The sequence below is a fragment of the Pseudomonas sp. EA_65y_Pfl1_P113 genome (assembly GCF_963970525.1).
Lineage (GTDB): Bacteria > Pseudomonadota > Gammaproteobacteria > Pseudomonadales > Pseudomonadaceae > Aquipseudomonas > Aquipseudomonas tritici.
The window spans coordinates 112,082-129,904 of record NZ_CAXAQM010000001.1; the positions used below are offsets into that span (position 1 = coordinate 112,082).

General features: G+C 60.2%; 16 protein-coding genes and 1 tRNA gene. 10 read left to right on the top strand and 7 right to left on the bottom strand.

Annotated elements, in window-relative coordinates; all coding sequences use genetic code 11:
- Positions 1-6: 6 nt before the first annotated feature.
- From AACY52_RS00570 to AACY52_RS00615, 10 genes are all read left to right on the top strand, one after another.
- On the top strand, positions 7-1,017 hold the full coding sequence (locus AACY52_RS00570) for an ornithine carbamoyltransferase (protein ID WP_339417172.1): 1,011 nt from the start codon (positions 7-9) through the stop codon (positions 1,015-1,017).
- 156 nt (positions 1,018-1,173) lie between these two features.
- Positions 1,174-2,103, top strand: coding sequence for a carbamate kinase (gene arcC, locus AACY52_RS00575; protein ID WP_339436034.1), 930 nt, complete (start codon positions 1,174-1,176; stop codon positions 2,101-2,103).
- 18 nt (positions 2,104-2,121) lie between these two features.
- Positions 2,122-2,484, top strand: coding sequence for a DUF5064 family protein (locus AACY52_RS00580; RefSeq protein ID WP_339417175.1), 363 nt, complete (start codon positions 2,122-2,124; stop codon positions 2,482-2,484).
- Between the two features lie 111 nt (positions 2,485-2,595).
- Positions 2,596-4,104: a sigma-54-dependent transcriptional regulator gene (locus tag AACY52_RS00585; protein WP_339560160.1), complete on the top strand. Its 1,509-nt coding sequence runs from the start codon at positions 2,596-2,598 to the stop codon at positions 4,102-4,104.
- Positions 4,105-4,511: 407 nt separating this feature from the next.
- Positions 4,512-4,895, top strand: a complete 384-nt coding sequence (gcvH, locus tag AACY52_RS00590; protein WP_339417177.1) for a glycine cleavage system protein GcvH — start codon at positions 4,512-4,514, stop codon at positions 4,893-4,895.
- Between the two features lie 10 nt (positions 4,896-4,905).
- Positions 4,906-7,746, top strand: coding sequence for an aminomethyl-transferring glycine dehydrogenase (gene gcvP, locus AACY52_RS00595; RefSeq protein ID WP_339436033.1), 2,841 nt, complete (start codon positions 4,906-4,908; stop codon positions 7,744-7,746).
- 187 nt (positions 7,747-7,933) lie between these two features.
- On the top strand, positions 7,934-9,310 hold the full coding sequence (locus AACY52_RS00600) for an L-serine ammonia-lyase (protein WP_339417180.1): 1,377 nt from the start codon (positions 7,934-7,936) through the stop codon (positions 9,308-9,310).
- A gap of 39 nt (positions 9,311-9,349) precedes the next feature.
- Positions 9,350-10,474 carry a glycine cleavage system aminomethyltransferase GcvT gene (gene gcvT, locus AACY52_RS00605; RefSeq protein WP_339417182.1) on the top strand — a complete coding sequence of 375 codons (1,125 nt, stop codon included), beginning with the start codon at positions 9,350-9,352 and terminating at the stop codon, positions 10,472-10,474.
- A 392-nt stretch (positions 10,475-10,866) separates the two neighbouring features.
- Positions 10,867-11,079 carry a cold-shock protein gene (locus tag AACY52_RS00610; protein WP_339417184.1) on the top strand — a complete coding sequence of 71 codons (213 nt, stop codon included), beginning with the start codon at positions 10,867-10,869 and terminating at the stop codon, positions 11,077-11,079.
- Between the two features lie 95 nt (positions 11,080-11,174).
- Positions 11,175-11,663, top strand: a complete 489-nt coding sequence (locus tag AACY52_RS00615; RefSeq protein WP_339417186.1) for an RDD family protein — start codon at positions 11,175-11,177, stop codon at positions 11,661-11,663.
- Between the two features lie 72 nt (positions 11,664-11,735).
- Here AACY52_RS00615 and nadA read toward each other — a convergent pair whose 3' ends face one another.
- The 7 genes from nadA to pal form a co-directional block, all read right to left on the bottom strand.
- On the bottom strand, positions 11,736-12,794 hold the full coding sequence (gene nadA / locus AACY52_RS00620; protein WP_339417187.1) for a quinolinate synthase NadA: 1,059 nt from the start codon (positions 12,792-12,794) through the stop codon (positions 11,736-11,738).
- Positions 12,795-13,029: 235 nt separating this feature from the next.
- Positions 13,030-14,607, bottom strand: a complete 1,578-nt coding sequence (locus AACY52_RS00625) for a lactate dehydrogenase (protein WP_339417188.1) — start codon at positions 14,605-14,607, stop codon at positions 13,030-13,032.
- Between the two features lie 228 nt (positions 14,608-14,835).
- A tRNA-Lys gene (locus AACY52_RS00630) sits at positions 14,836-14,911 on the bottom strand.
- Positions 14,912-14,974: 63 nt separating this feature from the next.
- Complete coding sequence (gene queC / locus AACY52_RS00635; protein ID WP_339560203.1) at positions 14,975-15,649, bottom strand: 7-cyano-7-deazaguanine synthase QueC; 675 nt, start codon at positions 15,647-15,649, stop codon at positions 14,975-14,977.
- Between the two features lie 16 nt (positions 15,650-15,665).
- The gene (queE, locus tag AACY52_RS00640; protein WP_339417189.1) at positions 15,666-16,313 is read right to left on the bottom strand and encodes a 7-carboxy-7-deazaguanine synthase QueE; all 648 of its coding nucleotides are present in this window, start codon (positions 16,311-16,313) and stop codon (positions 15,666-15,668) included.
- Between the two features lie 164 nt (positions 16,314-16,477).
- A complete protein-coding gene (gene ybgF, locus AACY52_RS00645; protein ID WP_339417190.1) occupies positions 16,478-17,305 on the bottom strand; it encodes a tol-pal system protein YbgF in 828 nt (275 codons plus the stop codon).
- A gap of 6 nt (positions 17,306-17,311) precedes the next feature.
- Positions 17,312-17,812 (bottom strand): peptidoglycan-associated lipoprotein Pal, encoded by a 501-nt coding sequence (gene pal, locus AACY52_RS00650; RefSeq protein WP_003193861.1) that lies wholly within the window; start codon positions 17,810-17,812, stop codon positions 17,312-17,314.
- Positions 17,813-17,823: the final 11 nt, after the last annotated feature.

The window sequence follows — 17,823 nt, forward strand, 5'->3', positions numbered from 1 at the left end:
TCCATCATGGCTTTCAACATGCGCAACCGCAGCCTGCTCTCGCTGATGCACCACACCACCCGCGAGCTCAACTACCTGCTGGACCTGTCCCGAGACCTCAAACGCGCCAAATACACCGGCACCGAGCGTGCGCACCTGAAAGGCAAGAACATCGCGCTGATCTTCGAAAAAACCTCGACCCGCACCCGTTGCGCTTTCGAAGTCGCAGCCCATGACCAGGGTGCCCACGTCACCTATATCGATCCGGTTTCATCGCAGATCGGCCACAAAGAAAGCATGAAAGACACCGCCCGGGTGCTCGGGCGCATGTTCGATGCCATTGAGTACCGTGGCTTCGAGCAGGAAATCGTCGAAGAGCTGGCCAAATTCGCCGGCGTGCCGGTGTTCAACGGACTCACCGCCGAATTCCACCCGACGCAAATGATCGCCGACACCCTGACCATGCGCGAACACAGCGACAAGCCGCTGCATGACATCAGCTACGCCTACCTCGGCGATGCCCGTTACAACATGGGCAACTCGCTGCTGATGATCGGCGCCAAGCTGGGCATGGACGTGCGCATCGGTGCGCCGAAAGCCCTGTGGCCGCACGAAGATTTCATCAAGCAATGCCAGGCGTTCGCCGAAGAAAGCGGCGCACGCATCACCATCACCGAAGACCCGAAAGAAGCCGTGAAAGGCGTGGACTTCATCCACACCGATATCTGGGTGTCGATGGGTGAGCCGGTGGAAGCGTGGGACGAGCGCATCGAGCAACTGCTGCCGTACCAAGTCAACGCCAAGATGATGAAAGCCTCGGGCAACCCACGCGTGAAGTTCATGCACTGCCTGCCGGCGTTCCACAACAGCGAAACCAAGGTCGGCAAGGACATCGCCGCGCGCTATCCGAACCTGGCCAATGGCGTGGAAGTGACTGAAGAGGTGTTTGAATCGCCGGCCAACATTGCGTTTGAGCAGGCGGAGAACCGCATGCATACCATCAAGGCGATTCTGGTGTCGGCGTTGGCGGATATCTAACCCTTAAGTTGGCAATGAGGACAAATGTGGGAGCCGGGCTTGCCCGCGATGCAGGCACCTCGGTCTATCAAGCAGACCGCGGTGATGCTATCGCAGGCAAGCCAGCTCCCACATTGACCGCGTTCCTTCATCAGAACTTTCAGAAGGACACTCTGTATGCGCATCGTCGTAGCCCTGGGCGGCAACGCCCTGCTCCGCCGTGGTGAACCCATGACGGCGGACAACCAACGCGCCAATATTCGCATCGCCACCGAGCAGATCGCCAAGATCCATACCGGCAACGAGCTGGTGATCGCCCACGGCAATGGCCCGCAAGTCGGCCTGCTGTCATTGCAGGCGGCGGCCTACACCCAGGTTTCGCCCTACCCGCTGGACGTGCTCGGCGCCGAGACCGAAGGCATGATCGGCTACATCATCGAGCAGGAGCTGGGCAATCTATTGGACTTCGAAGTGCCGTTCGCCACCTTGCTCACCCAGGTGGAAGTCGACGCCAAGGACCCAGCGTTCCAGAACCCGACCAAGCCCATCGGCCCAGTGTATTCCAAGGACGAAGCGCAAAAGCTCGCCGCCGAGAAAGGCTGGGCAATTGCACCAGACGGCGATAAATACCGCCGTGTGGTCGCCAGCCCACGGCCGAAACGTATCTTTGAAATCCGCCCGATCAAGTGGCTACTGGAAAAAAGCGCCATCGTGATCTGTGCGGGCGGTGGCGGCATCCCGACAATGTACGGCGAAGACGGCAAGCTCCAAGGCATCGAAGCGGTGATCGACAAAGACCTCTGCTCATCCTTGCTGGCTGCGCAACTGGACGCCGACTTGCTGGTGATCGCCACCGATGTCAACGCCGCTTTCATCGACTACGGCAAGCCGACCCAAAAAGCCATCGGCCAGGCCCACCCTGACGAAATGGAAAAACTCGGCTTCGCCGCCGGTTCCATGGGGCCCAAGGTGCAAGCCGCCTGCGAGTTCGCCCGCCAGACTGGCAAAACCGCCGTCATCGGTTCACTCTCGGACATCGAAGCCATCGTCCAGGGCAGCGCCGGTACACGCATCAGCACGGCAAAACCTGGCATCACCTATCTGTGAAGTAGAGGAGAGACGCCTATGGCCACCTTTGAACCCGGTCACTTGCACGTTGAACGTCACGCGCTGAATGCCCAGGACTACAGCTACAACCTGTGCATCGAGTATGAAGTCAGCCAGGACCCCAAGGAAGGCAAGGGGATGCTGTTCACGCTGCATGGCTCGGTGCAGGGCAAGGACCTCAAGGAAGCGTTCTTCCTGCCCAAGGACCAGGCGTTCGACTTTGCGCGGCATGCGATGAATATTGCGCAGAAGTATGGAATGCCCAAGACCGCGGTGTTGAACGGCTCGATGCACAAGCAGTACGACTTGATGTTCGAGGATGTGCGGCATCAGCTGGATGTGAAGCCGGGTGATCCAGTCAAGCCCGAGCACCTGGAGTAACAACACCGCAAATCCCCTGTGGGAGCTGACTGGCTTGCTCCCACATTTTGATCTCCATCATCTCCAAGGCATACTGGCCACCCTCCGCACTCCAGAATCAAGATCCGCCCCATGCGTATCCACGTCAGCTTCATCGACCGCGTCGGCATCACCCAGGAAGTCCTGGCCTTGCTCGGTGGGCGTAATCTCAACCTGGATGCGGTGGAAATGGTGCCGCCTAATGTCTACATCGATGCGCCGACCCTGAGCGCTGAGGTGCTGGAAGCGCTGCGCGACGCCCTCTTCCGCGTGCACGGCGTACAGGCGGTCACGGTGGTGGATATCCTCCCCGGTCAACGCCGCCACCTGCAACTCGATGCCCTGCTGGCCGCCATGACCGACCCGGTGCTGGCCCTGGATAGCGCCGGCAAGATTCTGTTGGCCAACCCGGCACTGATCGCCCTGTATGGCCGCGAACCGGCCGGGGAAAGCATCAGCGAGCTGTTCAACGACCCGACGCTGCTGGACACGTTGCTGGAACACGGCTTTCGCCTGCCGCTGCGTGAGATCAGCGTCAACGGCCAGACCTTGCTGCTGGACGCCACGCCGATCACCGACGCCGGTGCCCTGCTCACCCTCTACCAACCCAACCGTATCGGCGAACAACTGTCGGCGCTGCACCACGACCATGCCGAAGGGTTTGATGCGCTGCTCGGCGAATCCCCCGTCATCCGCACGCTCAAGGCGCGCGCGCAGCGGGTGGCGGCATTGGATGCACCGCTATTGATTCAAGGCGAAACCGGCACCGGCAAGGAGCTGGTGGCACGTGCCTGCCACGCCATCAGCGCGCGTCACAGCGCGCCCTTTCTGGCATTGAACTGCGCGGCGCTGCCGGAAAACCTCGCCGAAAGTGAACTGTTCGGTTATGCACCGGGCGCCTTTACCGGCGCGCAACGCGGCGGCAAGCCGGGGCTGATGGAGTTGGCCAACCAGGGCACGGTGTTCCTGGATGAGATCGGTGAGATGTCCCCGTACCTGCAGGCCAAGCTGCTGCGTTTTCTCAATGACGGCAGCTTCCGTCGCGTCGGTGGCGACCGTGAAGTGAAGGTCAATGTGCGCATCCTCAGCGCCACCCACCGCGACCTGGAAAAGATGGTCAGCGAGGGCACCTTTCGCGAAGACTTGTTCTACCGCCTCAATGTGCTCAACGTCGAAGTACCGCCGCTGCGCGAACGCGGCCAGGACATCCTGCTGCTGGCGCGCTATTTCATGCAGCAGGCTTGTGCGCAGATCCAACGTCCGGTCTGCCGCCTGGCGCCCGGCACTTACCCGGCGCTGTTGGGCAACCGCTGGCCGGGCAATGTGCGCCAGTTGCAAAACGTGATCTTCCGCGCCGCCGCCGTCTGTGAAAGCAGCCTGGTGGACATTGGCGACCTCGACATCGCCGGCACGTCAGTAGCGCGCCAGGGCGACGGTGAAGTCGACAGCCTGGAACAGGCCATGGAAGATTTCGAGCGCAGCCTGCTGGAAAAGCTCTACAGCAGCTACCCCTCGACGCGCCAACTGGCCAGCCGCTTGCAGACTTCCCACACGGCGATTGCCCATCGCCTGCGCAAGTACGGCATTCCCAACAAACCCTGACTGAACAAACGCAGTCTCAATGGGGGAGCTGGCTGGCCTGCGATAGCGGTGGGTCAGCCGGCCCATTTGGGTTTGATGGACCGCCATCGCAGGCCAGCCAGCGCCCACAGGACCGTATTGCAAAAGTTGGTCTGAGAACGACATCGGCTGTACTGAAAGCGCTACAGCGGAACGATATCGCTACAACCTTGTTTTTTGCGCGCCATGCAAGGCTTTGATCCGCATAGGCTTTTTTCTGCGCGTCGGAGTGTAGCGAAATCGCTACAGCCAAATGCCCTATCGTCATAACCATTTTTTATTAAACCCTTGATTTAAAAGGCTTTAACAAGCTTGGCCGCGATATTGCTAAGTAACTCCCCATTATTCCAATCCCGTCCACCAGACGAATCTGGCCCCGAGGAGTTTCCATGAGCGAGTTGCGTTTCACTGAAGATCACGAATGGCTGCGCGCCGAAGCTGACGGCAGCGTCACCGTGGGGATCACCGCTTTTGCGCAGAACGCGCTGGGTGATGTGGTTTTCGTGCAACTGCCGCAGTTGCAGGCTTACGACAAGGGCGCCGAAGCGTCTACCGTCGAGTCCGTAAAAGCCGCCAGCGGCGTGTACATGCCTTTGGACGGTGAAGTGCTCGAAGTGAACGAAAAACTCGATGGCAACCCGGAACTGGTCAACGAAGACCCGATGGGCGAAGGTTGGTTCTTCCGCTTTAAACCGGCCGACGCCGAGGCGGTAGCTAAACTGCTGGATCAGGACGCGTACGACCGCCTGATCAAAGCCAACGCTGAAGCCTGAGGAGCGCGCCATGACGATCAACTTGAGCACTGCCAACGAATTTATCGCCCGCCACATCGGCCCGCGTCAGGAAGACGAGCAGCACATGCTGGCCAGCCTGGGTTTCGACTCCCTGGAAGCCCTGAGCGCCAGCGTGATCCCGGAAAGCATCAAGGGCACCAGCGTGCTCGGCCTGGAAGACGGCCTGAGCGAAGCCGAGGCCCTGGCCAGGATCAAGGCCATCGCCGGCAAGAACCAATTGTTCAAAACCTACATCGGCCAGGGCTACTACAACTGCCACACGCCGTCGCCGATCCTGCGTAACCTGCTGGAAAATCCGGCCTGGTACACCGCCTACACGCCGTACCAGCCAGAGATTTCCCAAGGCCGCCTGGAAGCGTTGCTGAATTTCCAGACCCTGATCAGCGACCTCACCGGCCTGCCGATCGCCAACGCCTCCCTGCTCGACGAAGCCACCGCTGCCGCCGAGGCCATGACCTTCTGCAAACGCCTGAGCAAGAACAAGGGCAGCAATGCCTTCTTCGCCTCGATCCACAGCCACCCGCAAACCCTCGACGTGCTGCGCACCCGTGCCGAGCCGTTGGGTATCGATGTGGTCGTAGGCGATGAGCGCGAACTGAACGACGTCACCCCGTTTTTCGGCGCCCTGCTGCAATATCCAGCCAGCAACGGTGACGTGTTCGACTACCGCGAGCTCACCGAGCGCTTCCACGCCGCCAACGCACTGGTCGCGGTAGCCGCTGACCTGCTGGCCCTGACCCTGCTGACCCCACCGGGTGAATTCGGCGCCGACGTGGCCATCGGCAGCGCGCAACGCTTCGGCGTGCCGCTGGGCTTCGGTGGCCCGCACGCGGCGTACTTCTCCACCAAGGATGCGTTCAAGCGCGACATGCCGGGCCGCCTGGTAGGTGTGTCCGTCGACCGTTTCGGCAAGCCGGCCCTGCGCCTGGCGATGCAGACCCGCGAGCAGCATATCCGCCGCGAAAAGGCCACCAGCAACATCTGCACCGCCCAGGTGCTACTGGCCAACATCGCCAGCATGTACGCCGTGTACCACGGCCCCAAAGGCCTGACCCAGATCGCCCAGCGCGTGCACCAGTTGACCGCGATCCTGGCCAAGGGCTTGACCGCCCTGGGCCTGAAAGTCGAGCAAGCCAACTTCTTCGACACCATTACCCTCAACACCGGCGCCAACACCGCCGCCCTGCACGACAAGGCCCGTGCCCAGCGCATCAACCTGCGTGTGGTGGACGCTGAGCGTCTTGGCGTGTCGGTGGACGAAACCACCAACCAGGCGGATATCGAAACGCTGTGGAGCATCTTCGCCGACGGCAAGCCGCTGCCAGCCTTCACTGCCAACGTTGACAGCGCCCTACCGGCCGCACTGCTGCGCCATTCGCCCGTCCTCAGCCACCCGGTGTTCAACCGTTATCACTCGGAAACCGAGCTGATGCGCTACCTGCGCAAGCTGGCCGACAAGGACCTGGCGCTGGACCGCACCATGATCCCGCTGGGCTCGTGCACCATGAAGCTCAACGCCGCCAGCGAAATGATCCCGGTGACCTGGGCCGAGTTCGGTGCCCTGCACCCCTTCGCCCCGGCCGAGCAAAGCACCGGTTACCTGGAGCTGACCTCCGACCTGGAAGCCATGCTCTGCGCGGCCACCGGTTACGATGCAATCTCCCTGCAGCCGAACGCCGGCTCCCAAGGCGAGTACGCGGGCCTGTTGGCCATCCGTGCTTACCACCAGAGCCGTGGCGATGAACGCCGCGACATCTGCCTGATCCCATCGTCGGCCCACGGCACCAACCCTGCCACCGCCAACATGGCTGGCATGCGCGTTGTCGTCACCGCCTGCGATGCGCGTGGCAACGTCGATATCGAAGACCTGCGCGCCAAGGCCATCGAGCACCGCGACCACCTCGCCGCGCTGATGATTACCTACCCGTCCACCCATGGTGTGTTCGAAGAAGGTATCCGCGAAATCTGCGGCATCATTCACGACAACGGCGGCCAGGTGTACATCGACGGCGCCAACATGAACGCCATGGTCGGCCTGTGCGCACCGGGCAAGTTCGGCGGCGACGTGTCCCACCTGAACCTGCACAAGACCTTCTGCATTCCCCACGGCGGTGGCGGCCCGGGCGTCGGCCCGATTGGCGTCAAGTCGCACCTCACGCCGTTCCTGCCAGGCCACGCAGCCATGGAACGCAAGGAAGGCGCGGTCTGCGCGGCGCCGTTCGGCAGCGCAAGCATTCTGCCGATCACCTGGATGTACATCAGCATGATGGGCGGCGCGGGCCTCAAGCGCGCTTCGCAACTGGCGATCCTGAATGCAAACTACATTTCCCGTCGTCTGGAGGAGCACTACCCCGTGCTCTACACCGGCAGCAACGGCCTGGTAGCGCATGAATGCATCCTCGACCTGCGCCCACTCAAAGACAGCAGCGGCATCAGCGTAGATGACGTGGCCAAGCGCCTGATCGACTTCGGCTTCCATGCGCCGACCATGTCGTTCCCGGTCGCGGGCACGTTGATGATCGAGCCGACCGAGAGCGAATCCAAGGAAGAACTGGACCGCTTCTGCGACGCCATGATCGCCATCCGCGAAGAAATCCGCGCCGTGGAAAACGGCACCCTGGACAAGGATGACAACCCGCTGAAGAACGCGCCGCACACCGCAGCCGAGCTGGTGGGCGAGTGGACACACCCGTATAGCCGTGAACAGGCTGTGTACCCGGTGGCTTCGTTGATCGAAGGCAAATACTGGCCGCCGGTTGGCCGGGTCGACAACGTGTTTGGCGATCGCAACCTAGTGTGTGCATGCCCGTCGATCGAGAGCTACGCATAACTGAGGCTGTGCTCGATTAGATGTGAAAGCTGGCTTGTGTGGGAGCTGGCTTGCCTGCGATAGCCTCACCTCGGTCTGCCAGATGGACCGAGGTGCCTGCATCGCGGGCAAGCCCGGCTCCCACACACACCTCTTCCACAGTTGAATCGAGTACCTCCCACACATAATAAGAAACCGGAGAACAACCATGTCCCTTAGCGTGTTCGACCTGTTCAAGATTGGCATCGGCCCCTCCAGTTCCCACACCGTCGGCCCGATGCGCGCCGCAGCCCGGTTTGTCGAGGGCTTGCGCCGTGACAACCTGCTGAGCGCCACCACCACCGTCAAGGTGGAACTCTATGGATCGCTGGGCGCCACCGGCAAAGGCCACGGCAGCGACAAGGCCGTGCTGCTCGGACTGGAAGGCGAACACCCGGACACCGTCAACACCGAAACCGTGGCGACGCGCCTGGCGCAGATGCGCAAGGACGGCTGCCTGAATTTGCTCGGCGAACACAGCATTGCGTTCAATGAGAAAGAACACTTGGCGATGATTCGCAAACCCCTCACCTACCACCCCAACGGCATGATCTTTCGTGCCTTTGACGCCGCCAACATCCAGATCCGCAGCCGCGAGTACTACTCGGTCGGTGGCGGGTTTGTGGTAGATGAGGACGCCGCAGGCGCTGACCGGATTGTCGAAGACGCCACGCCGCTGACCTTCCCCTTCAAACACGCCAAAGACCTGCTCGGTCATTGCACTACCTATGGGTTGTCCATCAGCCAGGTGATGCTGACCAATGAAAGTGCCTGGCGCCCCGAAGCGGAGACCCGCGCAGGCCTGTTGAAAATCTGGCAAGTGATGCAGGACTGCGTCGACGCGGGCTGCCGCAATGAGGGGATTTTGCCGGGTGGCTTGAAGGTCAAGCGGCGCGCTGCTGCGCTGCATCGCCAGCTGTGCAAGCACCCGGAATCGGCGCTGCGCGACCCGTTGTCGGTGCTGGATTGGGTCAACCTTTACGCCCTGGCAGTCAACGAAGAAAACGCCAACGGCGGGCGCGTAGTCACGGCGCCGACCAACGGCGCGGCCGGGATCGTGCCAGCCGTACTGCATTACTACATGCGCTTTATCCCCGGCGCGAACGAAGACGGCGTGGTGCGTTTTCTGCTCACCGCCGCTGCCATCGGCATTCTGTACAAGGAAAACGCCTCGATTTCCGGCGCCGAAGTCGGCTGCCAGGGTGAAGTAGGCGTGGCCTGTTCGATGGCGGCGGGCGCGCTGTGCGAAGTATTGGGTGGCAGCGTCTCCCAAGTGGAAAACGCCGCCGAGATCGGCATGGAACACAACCTCGGCCTGACCTGCGACCCGATTGGCGGGCTGGTGCAGGTGCCCTGCATCGAGCGCAATGCCATGGGTTCGGTCAAGGCGATCAATGCGGTGCGTATGGCCTTGCGCGGCGACGGCCAACATTTCGTCTCGCTGGATAAAGTCATCCGCACCATGCGCCAGACTGGCGCCGACATGAAAAGCAAATACAAGGAAACCGCCCGTGGCGGTTTGGCGGTCAACATTATCGAGTGCTGACGCCTAACGGCGCGCCAGCACGTTTTTCAGGAGCTGAATATGTCCACCGAAACCCTGTTGAAAACCCCACTGCACGCCCTGCACATTGAGCTGGGCGCGCGCATGGTGCCCTTCGCCGGCTACGACATGCCGGTGCAATACCCTCTGGGTGTGATGAAGGAACACCTGCACACCCGTGATCAAGCCGGGCTGTTCGACGTGTCCCACATGGGCCAGATCCGCCTCACCGGCGCCAATGCGGCCAAAGCCCTGGAAACCCTGGTGCCGGTCGACATCATCGACTTGCCGGTGGGCATGCAGCGCTACGCGATGTTCACCAATGACCAGGGCGGCATTCTCGACGACCTGATGGTGGCCAACCTGGGTAACGACGAGCTGTTCCTGGTGGTCAACGCCGCCTGCAAGGATCAGGATCTGGCGCACCTGCGCCAGCATATCGGCGACCAGTGCAGCATCGAACCGCTGTTCGAAGAGCGTGCATTGCTGGCCCTGCAGGGGCCGGCGGCGGTCAAGGTACTGGCACGCCTGGCACCGGAAGTCACCAAGATGACCTTCATGCAGTTCACCACCCTGCGCCTGCTGGGTGTGGACTGCTACGTCAGTCGTTCGGGCTACACCGGTGAGGACGGCTTTGAAATCTCCGTGCCGGCCGCCAACGCCGAAAGCCTGGCCCGCAGCCTGCTCGCTGAGACCGAAGTACAGGCCATCGGCCTGGGCGCCCGCGACTCGCTGCGCCTGGAAGCCGGCCTGTGCCTGTATGGCCACGACATGAACACCGACACCACACCCATCGAAGCCAGCCTGTTGTGGGCGATCTCCAAGGCCCGCCGCGCCGACGGCGCGCGTGCCGGTGGCTTCCCGGGCGCCGACAAGGTCTTCACCCAGCAGCAAGCCGGCGTAAGTCGTAAACGTGTTGGCCTGTTGCCACAGGAGCGCACGCCAGTGCGCGAAGGCGCGGAAATCGTTGACGAACACGGCACAGTGATTGGCAGGGTGTGCAGCGGTGGTTTCGGTCCGACGCTGGGTGGCCCGCTGGCTATGGGTTACCTGGACAGTGCATTCATCGCGCTGGATACCGAAGTGTCTGCGCTGGTGCGTGGGAAAAAAGTGCCACTGCGTGTAAGTAAAATGCCATTTGTGCCGCAACGTTACTACCGCGGTTGATTGACTGTTTCTATAAGTAACGCGGTTGCGCCAGCGTGCACTAATCTGTAACGCAACCGCCACAAAACAGTGCATCACCGATAGTCTTTATTAAGTGTTTAAACCCATAACAAGTGACCAACTCTATCGAATAAGTCGACGCCTCATTATTCGCCAAAGCGTCATAAAGCCCAGCAAACACGGGGCATTTGCCAGGACTTGTTTTTTATCTATTAGTTGGCGTAGAGTTTGCGCACTGTGTTTGCATGGGTCGCTTGGAACCTGGACCTGGGCAGTAGCTGAAGTAGTTGTGCTACAACCCGTTCGACGTCTCTTACTTTCCTGCAACCCAGCCCAGTGCTCTTTCATGTGAAAGAGGCTGTCATTAATTTTAGCGTCAAGGAAATAAGAAAATGTCTGAACGTCAGAGCGGTACCGTCAAGTGGTTTAACGACGAGAAAGGGTTTGGTTTTATCACGCCAGAAAGCGGTCAGGATCTGTTCGTGCATTTCCGCGCCATTCAGGGCAACGGCTTCAAGAGCCTGAAAGAAGGCCAGAAAGTGACGTTCGTTGCTGTGCAAGGCCAGAAAGGCATGCAGGCTGACGAAGTACAAGCAGAAGGCTGATCCCAACTGCGACAAAAAGCCCCTGATGCTGACATCAGGGGCTTTTTTATGTGCGATTGCTCGTAAAATGGCTTTTTCCATTAGAGAGCCCTGCCATGTCGAAACCCCTGCTGAGCCCCACAGGCGATTTCCCCGCCGTTGGCCTGGGCCGTCGCTTGGCAGCGATGTTCTACGACTTCCTGTTGTGCACCGCGCTGCTGATCGTTACTGCGTTCTTCTACAAGCTGATCTGGATCGCGTTTATGGGCGAAGCCAGGATGCGCACGCTCACCGAGTCCGGCGCACTGGATGGCGATCCGCTGCTGTCGACGATTCTGTTGTTTGTGCTGTTTGGTTTCTTCGCCAAGTTCTGGACACATTCCGGGCAGACCCTGGGCATGCAGGTGTGGGGCGTGCGCGTGCAGAACGCCGACGGCTCGCGGATCAGCCTGTGGCAGGCGCTGTTGCGCTTTGTGGTGTCGATTGCGTCGTGGCTGTGCGTGGGGCTGGGGTTTATCTGGTCGCTGTTCGATAAGCAAAAGCGCAGCTGGCACGATATCTATTCGGATACGCAACTGGTGCGGGTTCCGAAGCAGAAGAAGTAATTGCAGACGACACACATCAACTGTGGGAGCTGGTTTGCCAGCTCCCACAGTTTGACAGTGTTCACAACGGGGTCAGGCGTTGCCGGCCAGCTTCAGGCGCGCAGCCTGGGTGAAGTCCAGCATGCGCTTGAGCGGGCGCACCGCATGCGGGATCACCGACGGCTCGACGAAGATCTCGTTGCTACCCTCACGCAGGCACTGCAGCGTGCGCTCCAGCGTGTTCATCGCCATCCACGGGCAGTGTGCGCAACTGCGGCACGCGGCGCCGTTGCCGGCGGTAGGCGCTTCGATAAAGACTTTGTCCGGGCACAGCTGCTGCATCTTGTAGAAGATGCCGCGGTCGGTGGCGACGATAAAGGTCTTGTTCGGCAAGCGTTGGGCAGCCGCGATCAGTTGGCTGGTTGAACCCACGGCGTCCGCCAGTTCAATCACCGCCGTCGGCGACTCCGGGTGCACCAGAATGGCTGCATCCGGGTACAGCGCCTTCATGTCTTCCAACTGCTTGGACTTGAACTCTTCGTGGACGATGCAGGCACCGTCCCACAACAGCATATCGGCACCGGTCTGGCGCTGGATGTAAGTACCCAGGTGCTTGTCCGGGCCCCAGATGATCGTCTCGCCGTTGTCCATCAGGCTTTCGACAATTTCCAGCGCACAGCTGGAGGTCACCACCCAATCCGCTCGGGCTTTGACCGCCGCCGACGTGTTGGCGTACACCACCACGGTGCGCTCGGGATGCTGATCACAGAACGCCGAAAACTCCTCCACCGGGCAACCCAGGTCCAGGGAACACGTGGCTTCCAGCGTCGGCATGAGAATGCGTTTTTCGGGCGTAAGGATTTTGGCGGTCTCGCCCATGAAGCGCACACCGGCGACCAGCACGGTCTTGGCCGGATGCGCGGCGCCGAAGCGGGCCATTTCCAGGGAGTCGGAGACACAGCCACCGGTTTCTTCGGCCAGGGCCTGGATCACCGGGTCACAATAGAAGTGGGCAACCAGGACGGCGTCTTGAGCTTTGAGCTCAGCAGCGATGGCGGTGCGCAGGCTCGCCTCTTCATCGGCGCTCAGGGCCTTGGGCTGCTTGGCGTCGAGATGGGCTTGGACCAGAAGGCGTTCAGAAATTTGCGTCATGTTCGCAAGACCTGCAGGCGCAGTAGCGCGAAAGTCGAGTGTACCACCGGCTCTGGAGCCCTTCGGGCGCCGCCGGACGAAGTGATTGTGTTCATCAAGCACGGGTAAAGGTGAAGCTCGGCAAGGCTACAGAATATCGAATGGATTCAAAAGCCTAATCTGGCATCTGCGGGCGCGTCTGTAGGGCAAAAAACGGGAAACCCCAGGGCGGGGCTGCCCGTTCTCGCAAGCGGTGTCAGCGCACCAGTGCAGATGGGTCTTCCTGCAACATCACCGAGGCATGCACGTCGGCCAGGGCATCTTTCAATGTGGACGCCTGCAGTGCATCTTTGGACTTCTTGCTTTCCTTGGCCGCGTATTCGAGAAGGACGAGGTAATCGCGCTTGACTGAGGCGTCTTTCGGCACAGTGGTGTCCTCCGTCAGCTTGCCCATCACATACTTCTGCGTACGAGTGTTCTGGCTGGCACTCTGCTCGACGGATGCGTTGACCAGCAGGCCGTCCTTGTAGGAGAGATTGGCCGAACTGCTGGCCTTGTCCTGCACTTGCACATAAAGATAGTTCTGCGACTCCAGGCTGCCATCCAGGGCCGGTGCCTTTCCACCCTTAAGGCCTTTATGGAAACTCGCGGAGAGGCTCGACTGCTGGTCCTGGCTGACGTTGCGGTCCAATGCGCTGCCGCCGCCGACGCGGGTCTTTTGCGACACTTGATAGGCAAAGCCGTCCACCTCGGACGGGCGCATCGGGTTGGGTGAGTCAGCGGCCTGCTTGATCGACGCCTTGAAATCAGCAAGGCCGGTCAGCAGTCCCTGGTCGGTCGGGTTGCGGATCAGCGCTTCCGGCAGGGAAATGGCCTGTGGATAATGGCTGTTCATGGCGCGGAACGCGTCCTTGAACATCGCCATCAACTCCGGCTTGGCGCTGCCGCGTTCCTGCGCGCGATCAAACTGGGTGAGGTAGCTTTTCAGCGCATTGGCCTGCTGCTTGGCATCGCCCAGGATCGCGCTGTTTTTCAGGTCAACTGCCACGTTAAGTTCGCCCAGCGGGCCACTCATGCGTGTAGTACGGCTTTGACTGTCGGCGTGGAAGGCCAGGCTCAGGTCCTGACCGTCCAGGCCCTTTAGCGTGGCGTTGAGGTTCACCGAGGCCAGCAGCTTGGAATCAAACTGCGTCAGTTGGCTGAGGTCGAGCTTCGGCGGCGTCGCAGTCACCCCGTCTACGGCGGCCTGGAAGGCGCTGCCCAATTTGCCGACCGCCTCGAGCTCGTCATCGCTCAAGGTGCCGCCATCCACCGTGGCCTGCACACCCAGGCCATCGGCCTGGCTGGAGAGGCTGAAGGTCACGGTCTTGCCGCTGGCGGTCTGGATGCTGAGGCTCAGCAGATTATCGGCCTTGGTGTGCAGCAGACTCTGATCGATCTTGAGTTCGCCAGCGTTTTGCGCCCGATCCGCACTCGCGTACAAAACAGACTGGGAAACCCCCACCCCGCCGCCCTTGACGAATTGCGCAACCAGGCCGGTGCCGAGGCCACTGAAGCGGCTGGCTGTGGACAACGAGTTGAAGTTGGTATTTAGGGTTTTGCTGAGCGCATCCTGGCTTTCGCTCTCCCAGGCACGCACGGTCTCTTGACCCGGTAATTGCCCCCGGCGGGAATACGTGTCAGCAAGCGTATCGGAGACAACATTGCCCAGGCTGACGACCAGGGACGGTCGCTTTACGCTGACGTCCGTGCTTTGCGCCAGAGTGGCGCTCGGCGCTTCTGCCGGACGGGGAACAAGCGTAGTGGCGGAGGTGATAGGCGAAAGCATGGTCATGACGGTCCTTGTCCTGAGCTGTATAGCACTCAATCTACTCGCGGTTCGGATCGTTTGACAACAAACGGGGAGAAAAAGCCTTGCCCCTGTGACGCTTGCCGTCGAACAGATACAAAAATGCCCCAGGCTTCTTGTCCGCCTGGGGCTTTGGGTATGTTCAAACAGGCAAAAAAAAACCCGGAAATCCTCACTTGCGTGGGCCTTCCGGATTTTCTAAACCGCCAAATATGGTGGGTCGTGTGGGATTCGAACCTACGACCAATTGGTTAAAAGCCAACTGCTCTACCAACTGAGCTAACGACCCGCTGTGTGGTGGCGCGTATAATACTGATTTCTAAGGATTATTCAACACCTTATTTGAAATAAATCAGAAATAACGCGTTGGGTCAGCAATTCCGGCCGCTTGGAAGCCTTCTGCACGCAGTCGGCAGCTATCGCATTTCCCACAAGCACGGCCGTCATCGTCTGCCTGATAGCAGGAAACAGTCAGCGAATAATCAACGCCAAGCCCTACGCCAGCCTTGACGATATCGGCCTTGCTCAGGTTTTGCAGCGGCGCGAGGATGCGGAAGCCCTGCCCCTCTACACCGGCCTTTGTTGCCAGGTTGGCCATGCGCTCGAACGACTCAACGAACGCTGAGCGGCAGTCCGGGTAGCCGGAGTAATCCACCGCATTGACGCCGATAAAGATGTCACGGGCGCTGAGCACTTCTGCCCAGCCGAGGGCCAGGGACAGGAACACGGTGTTACGTGCAGGCACATAAGTCACCGGGATACCTTCGCTGGGCGCTTCCGGTACATCGATGCTGCTGTCGGTCAGCGCGGAGCCGCCGATGCCGTTGAGATTGAGGCCGATCACCTTGTGCTCTACCACGCCCATCTCACGAGCGACGCGGGCGGCGGCGTTCAGCTCGGCACGGTGGCGCTGGCCGTAGTCGAAGCTCATGGTGTAGCAGCTGTAGCCTTGCGCTTGTGCCATGGCAACCACTGTGGCGGAATCAAGGCCACCGGAAAGCAGGATTACCGCGCGCTTTTGATCCATTGTTTGTTCTGTCATATCAGCGTCCTGGCTCGTCGTTCCAAAGGTATTTATGCAACTGCAATTGCAGGCGGACCGGTAGATTGTCCGCCACGACCCAATCGGCAAGGTCACGCGCGTTCAGGTCATGGTGGCTTGGCGAGAACAGCACCTCACCCGCGCGACGGTCCAGGCCATATTGAATCAGCTTGGAGTTTGCCCAGTCGTAATCGTCGCGGGAACAGATAACGAACTTGACCTGGTCGTTCGCCGTCAGCAGGTCGATGTTCTCGTAGCGGTTGCGATGTGCTTCCTTGGAGCCTGGAGTCTTGAGGTCGACCACGCGACTTACACGGGGGTCAACCGCAGAGATGTCCAGAGCGCCACTGGTCTCCAGCGACACTTCATAGCCGGCATCACACAGCTGCTTGAGCAAAGGGATGGCATTGGGCTGGGCCAGCGGCTCACCGCCGGTCACGCAGACGTAGCGCGGTTTATAACCGGCAACCTGCTCCAGGATGTCATTGAGGGTGCGCACCGTTCCGCCACTGAAGGCGTAGGCGCTGTCGCAGTATTGGCAACGCAAAGGGCAACCGGTCAGCCGCACGAATACTGTGGGCAGGCCGGCCGTTCGCGTTTCACCCTGCAATGAGTAAAAAACTTCGGTAATTCGTAATGTGTCTTGCATAGTCGCCACGGGCGTAACAGCTAAACAGGCTGTCCGCCTCCGTCAGGCACCTCAAGAGACCCCGCCAACGCGTAGACCCCAGGAAGCGTGTTTCATAAAAGGGCGTGGATTCTAACGAAAAAACCCGCGCCAGGCGCGGGTTTCTTCTAAACGGGCGGCATTGCTTACAGGCGTTGCAGGTCCCGCTGGGCCAACTGGGCAGCTGAAGTACCCGGATATTGGGCGACGACCTGCTGCAGAATACCTTTGACCTTGTCGGTATGACCCAGGCGGCGTTCTACGTCAGCGAGTTTGTACAGCGAATCCGGCACCTTGGCGTGCTTGGGGTACAGCTGGCTGACCTTCGCAAATGCCTGGCCTGCACCCTGCACATCACCTTTGGCCAGGTTGACTTCGCCCAACCAGTATTGGGCGTTGCCCGCGTACTGGCTGTTCGGGTATTTGCGCAGGAAAGCGGTAAAAGCCTGGCTGGCCTTATCGAAATCTTTGGCCTTGATCAGGTCGAAGGCTGCATCGTAGTACAGCTTTTCCTTCGCCGGATCAACCGGTTCGCTGCTGACAGGGGCTTGGCTTGCAGCCCCCGCTGCGGCACCACCGGCAGCAGCGCTAGGCGCGCCACCGGCAGAAGAATTATCAGGAGTGGCGGCAGGTGAAACACCGGTTCCAATACGTCGATCAAGATCCTGGTAACGCTCCAGGCCTTCTTGCTTCAGCTGGTTCACTTGATTCTGCAGTACTTCAATGGTGCCTTGTTGCTGCGCCAATTGATCCTGCATGCGTTGCAGCTGGTTGAACAGTTCGCCCTGTGCCGAGGGAGCGGACGTAACCGCTCCCCCCGCATAGGCGCCGTTCGTACCATAACCCGCTGGTGGATAGCTGCTCCCGCTATTGTTATAGCCTGAGTTGCTATCTTCCACAGGAACCGCAGCCCACACCGCAAGCGGTGCGAGGCTGAGAGCCAATACAGTTAGAGCACGACGGCACGTTCGCATGACGAATTACTTACGCAGTTCGACGCGACGGTTTTGAGCCCAGGACTGCTCATCGTTACCGGTGGCAACTGGACGCTCTTTACCGTAGGAAACCAGTTCCAGTTGGCCTGGAGCAACACCTTGCAGTACCAGGTAGCGCTGAACGGCTTTCGCACGACGCTCGCCCAGTGCCATGTTGTACTCACGAGTACCACGGGCGTCAGTGTTACCTTCCAGAACAACGCGAGCGCCGTTAGCTTTCAGGTCCTTCGCGTGAACGTCCAGAGCGCGCATGGCCTCTGGTTTCAGGTCCGAACTGTCGTATTCGAAGTAGAAAGTGGTGATCGCGCGCAGAGCAGCTTCTTCGCTCAGGGAGCCGTCAACTGCACCAGTGTTAGCGCCGTAACCAGCGTTTGGATCAACAGCTGCGCCTTCACCGGCATTGTCGCCGCCTTTAGACGAGCAACCAACAGCTACGGACAGAGCCAGAGCCAGAGCAGCAAACTTACCAAACTTCAGCATTTCCATCGTGAAACTCC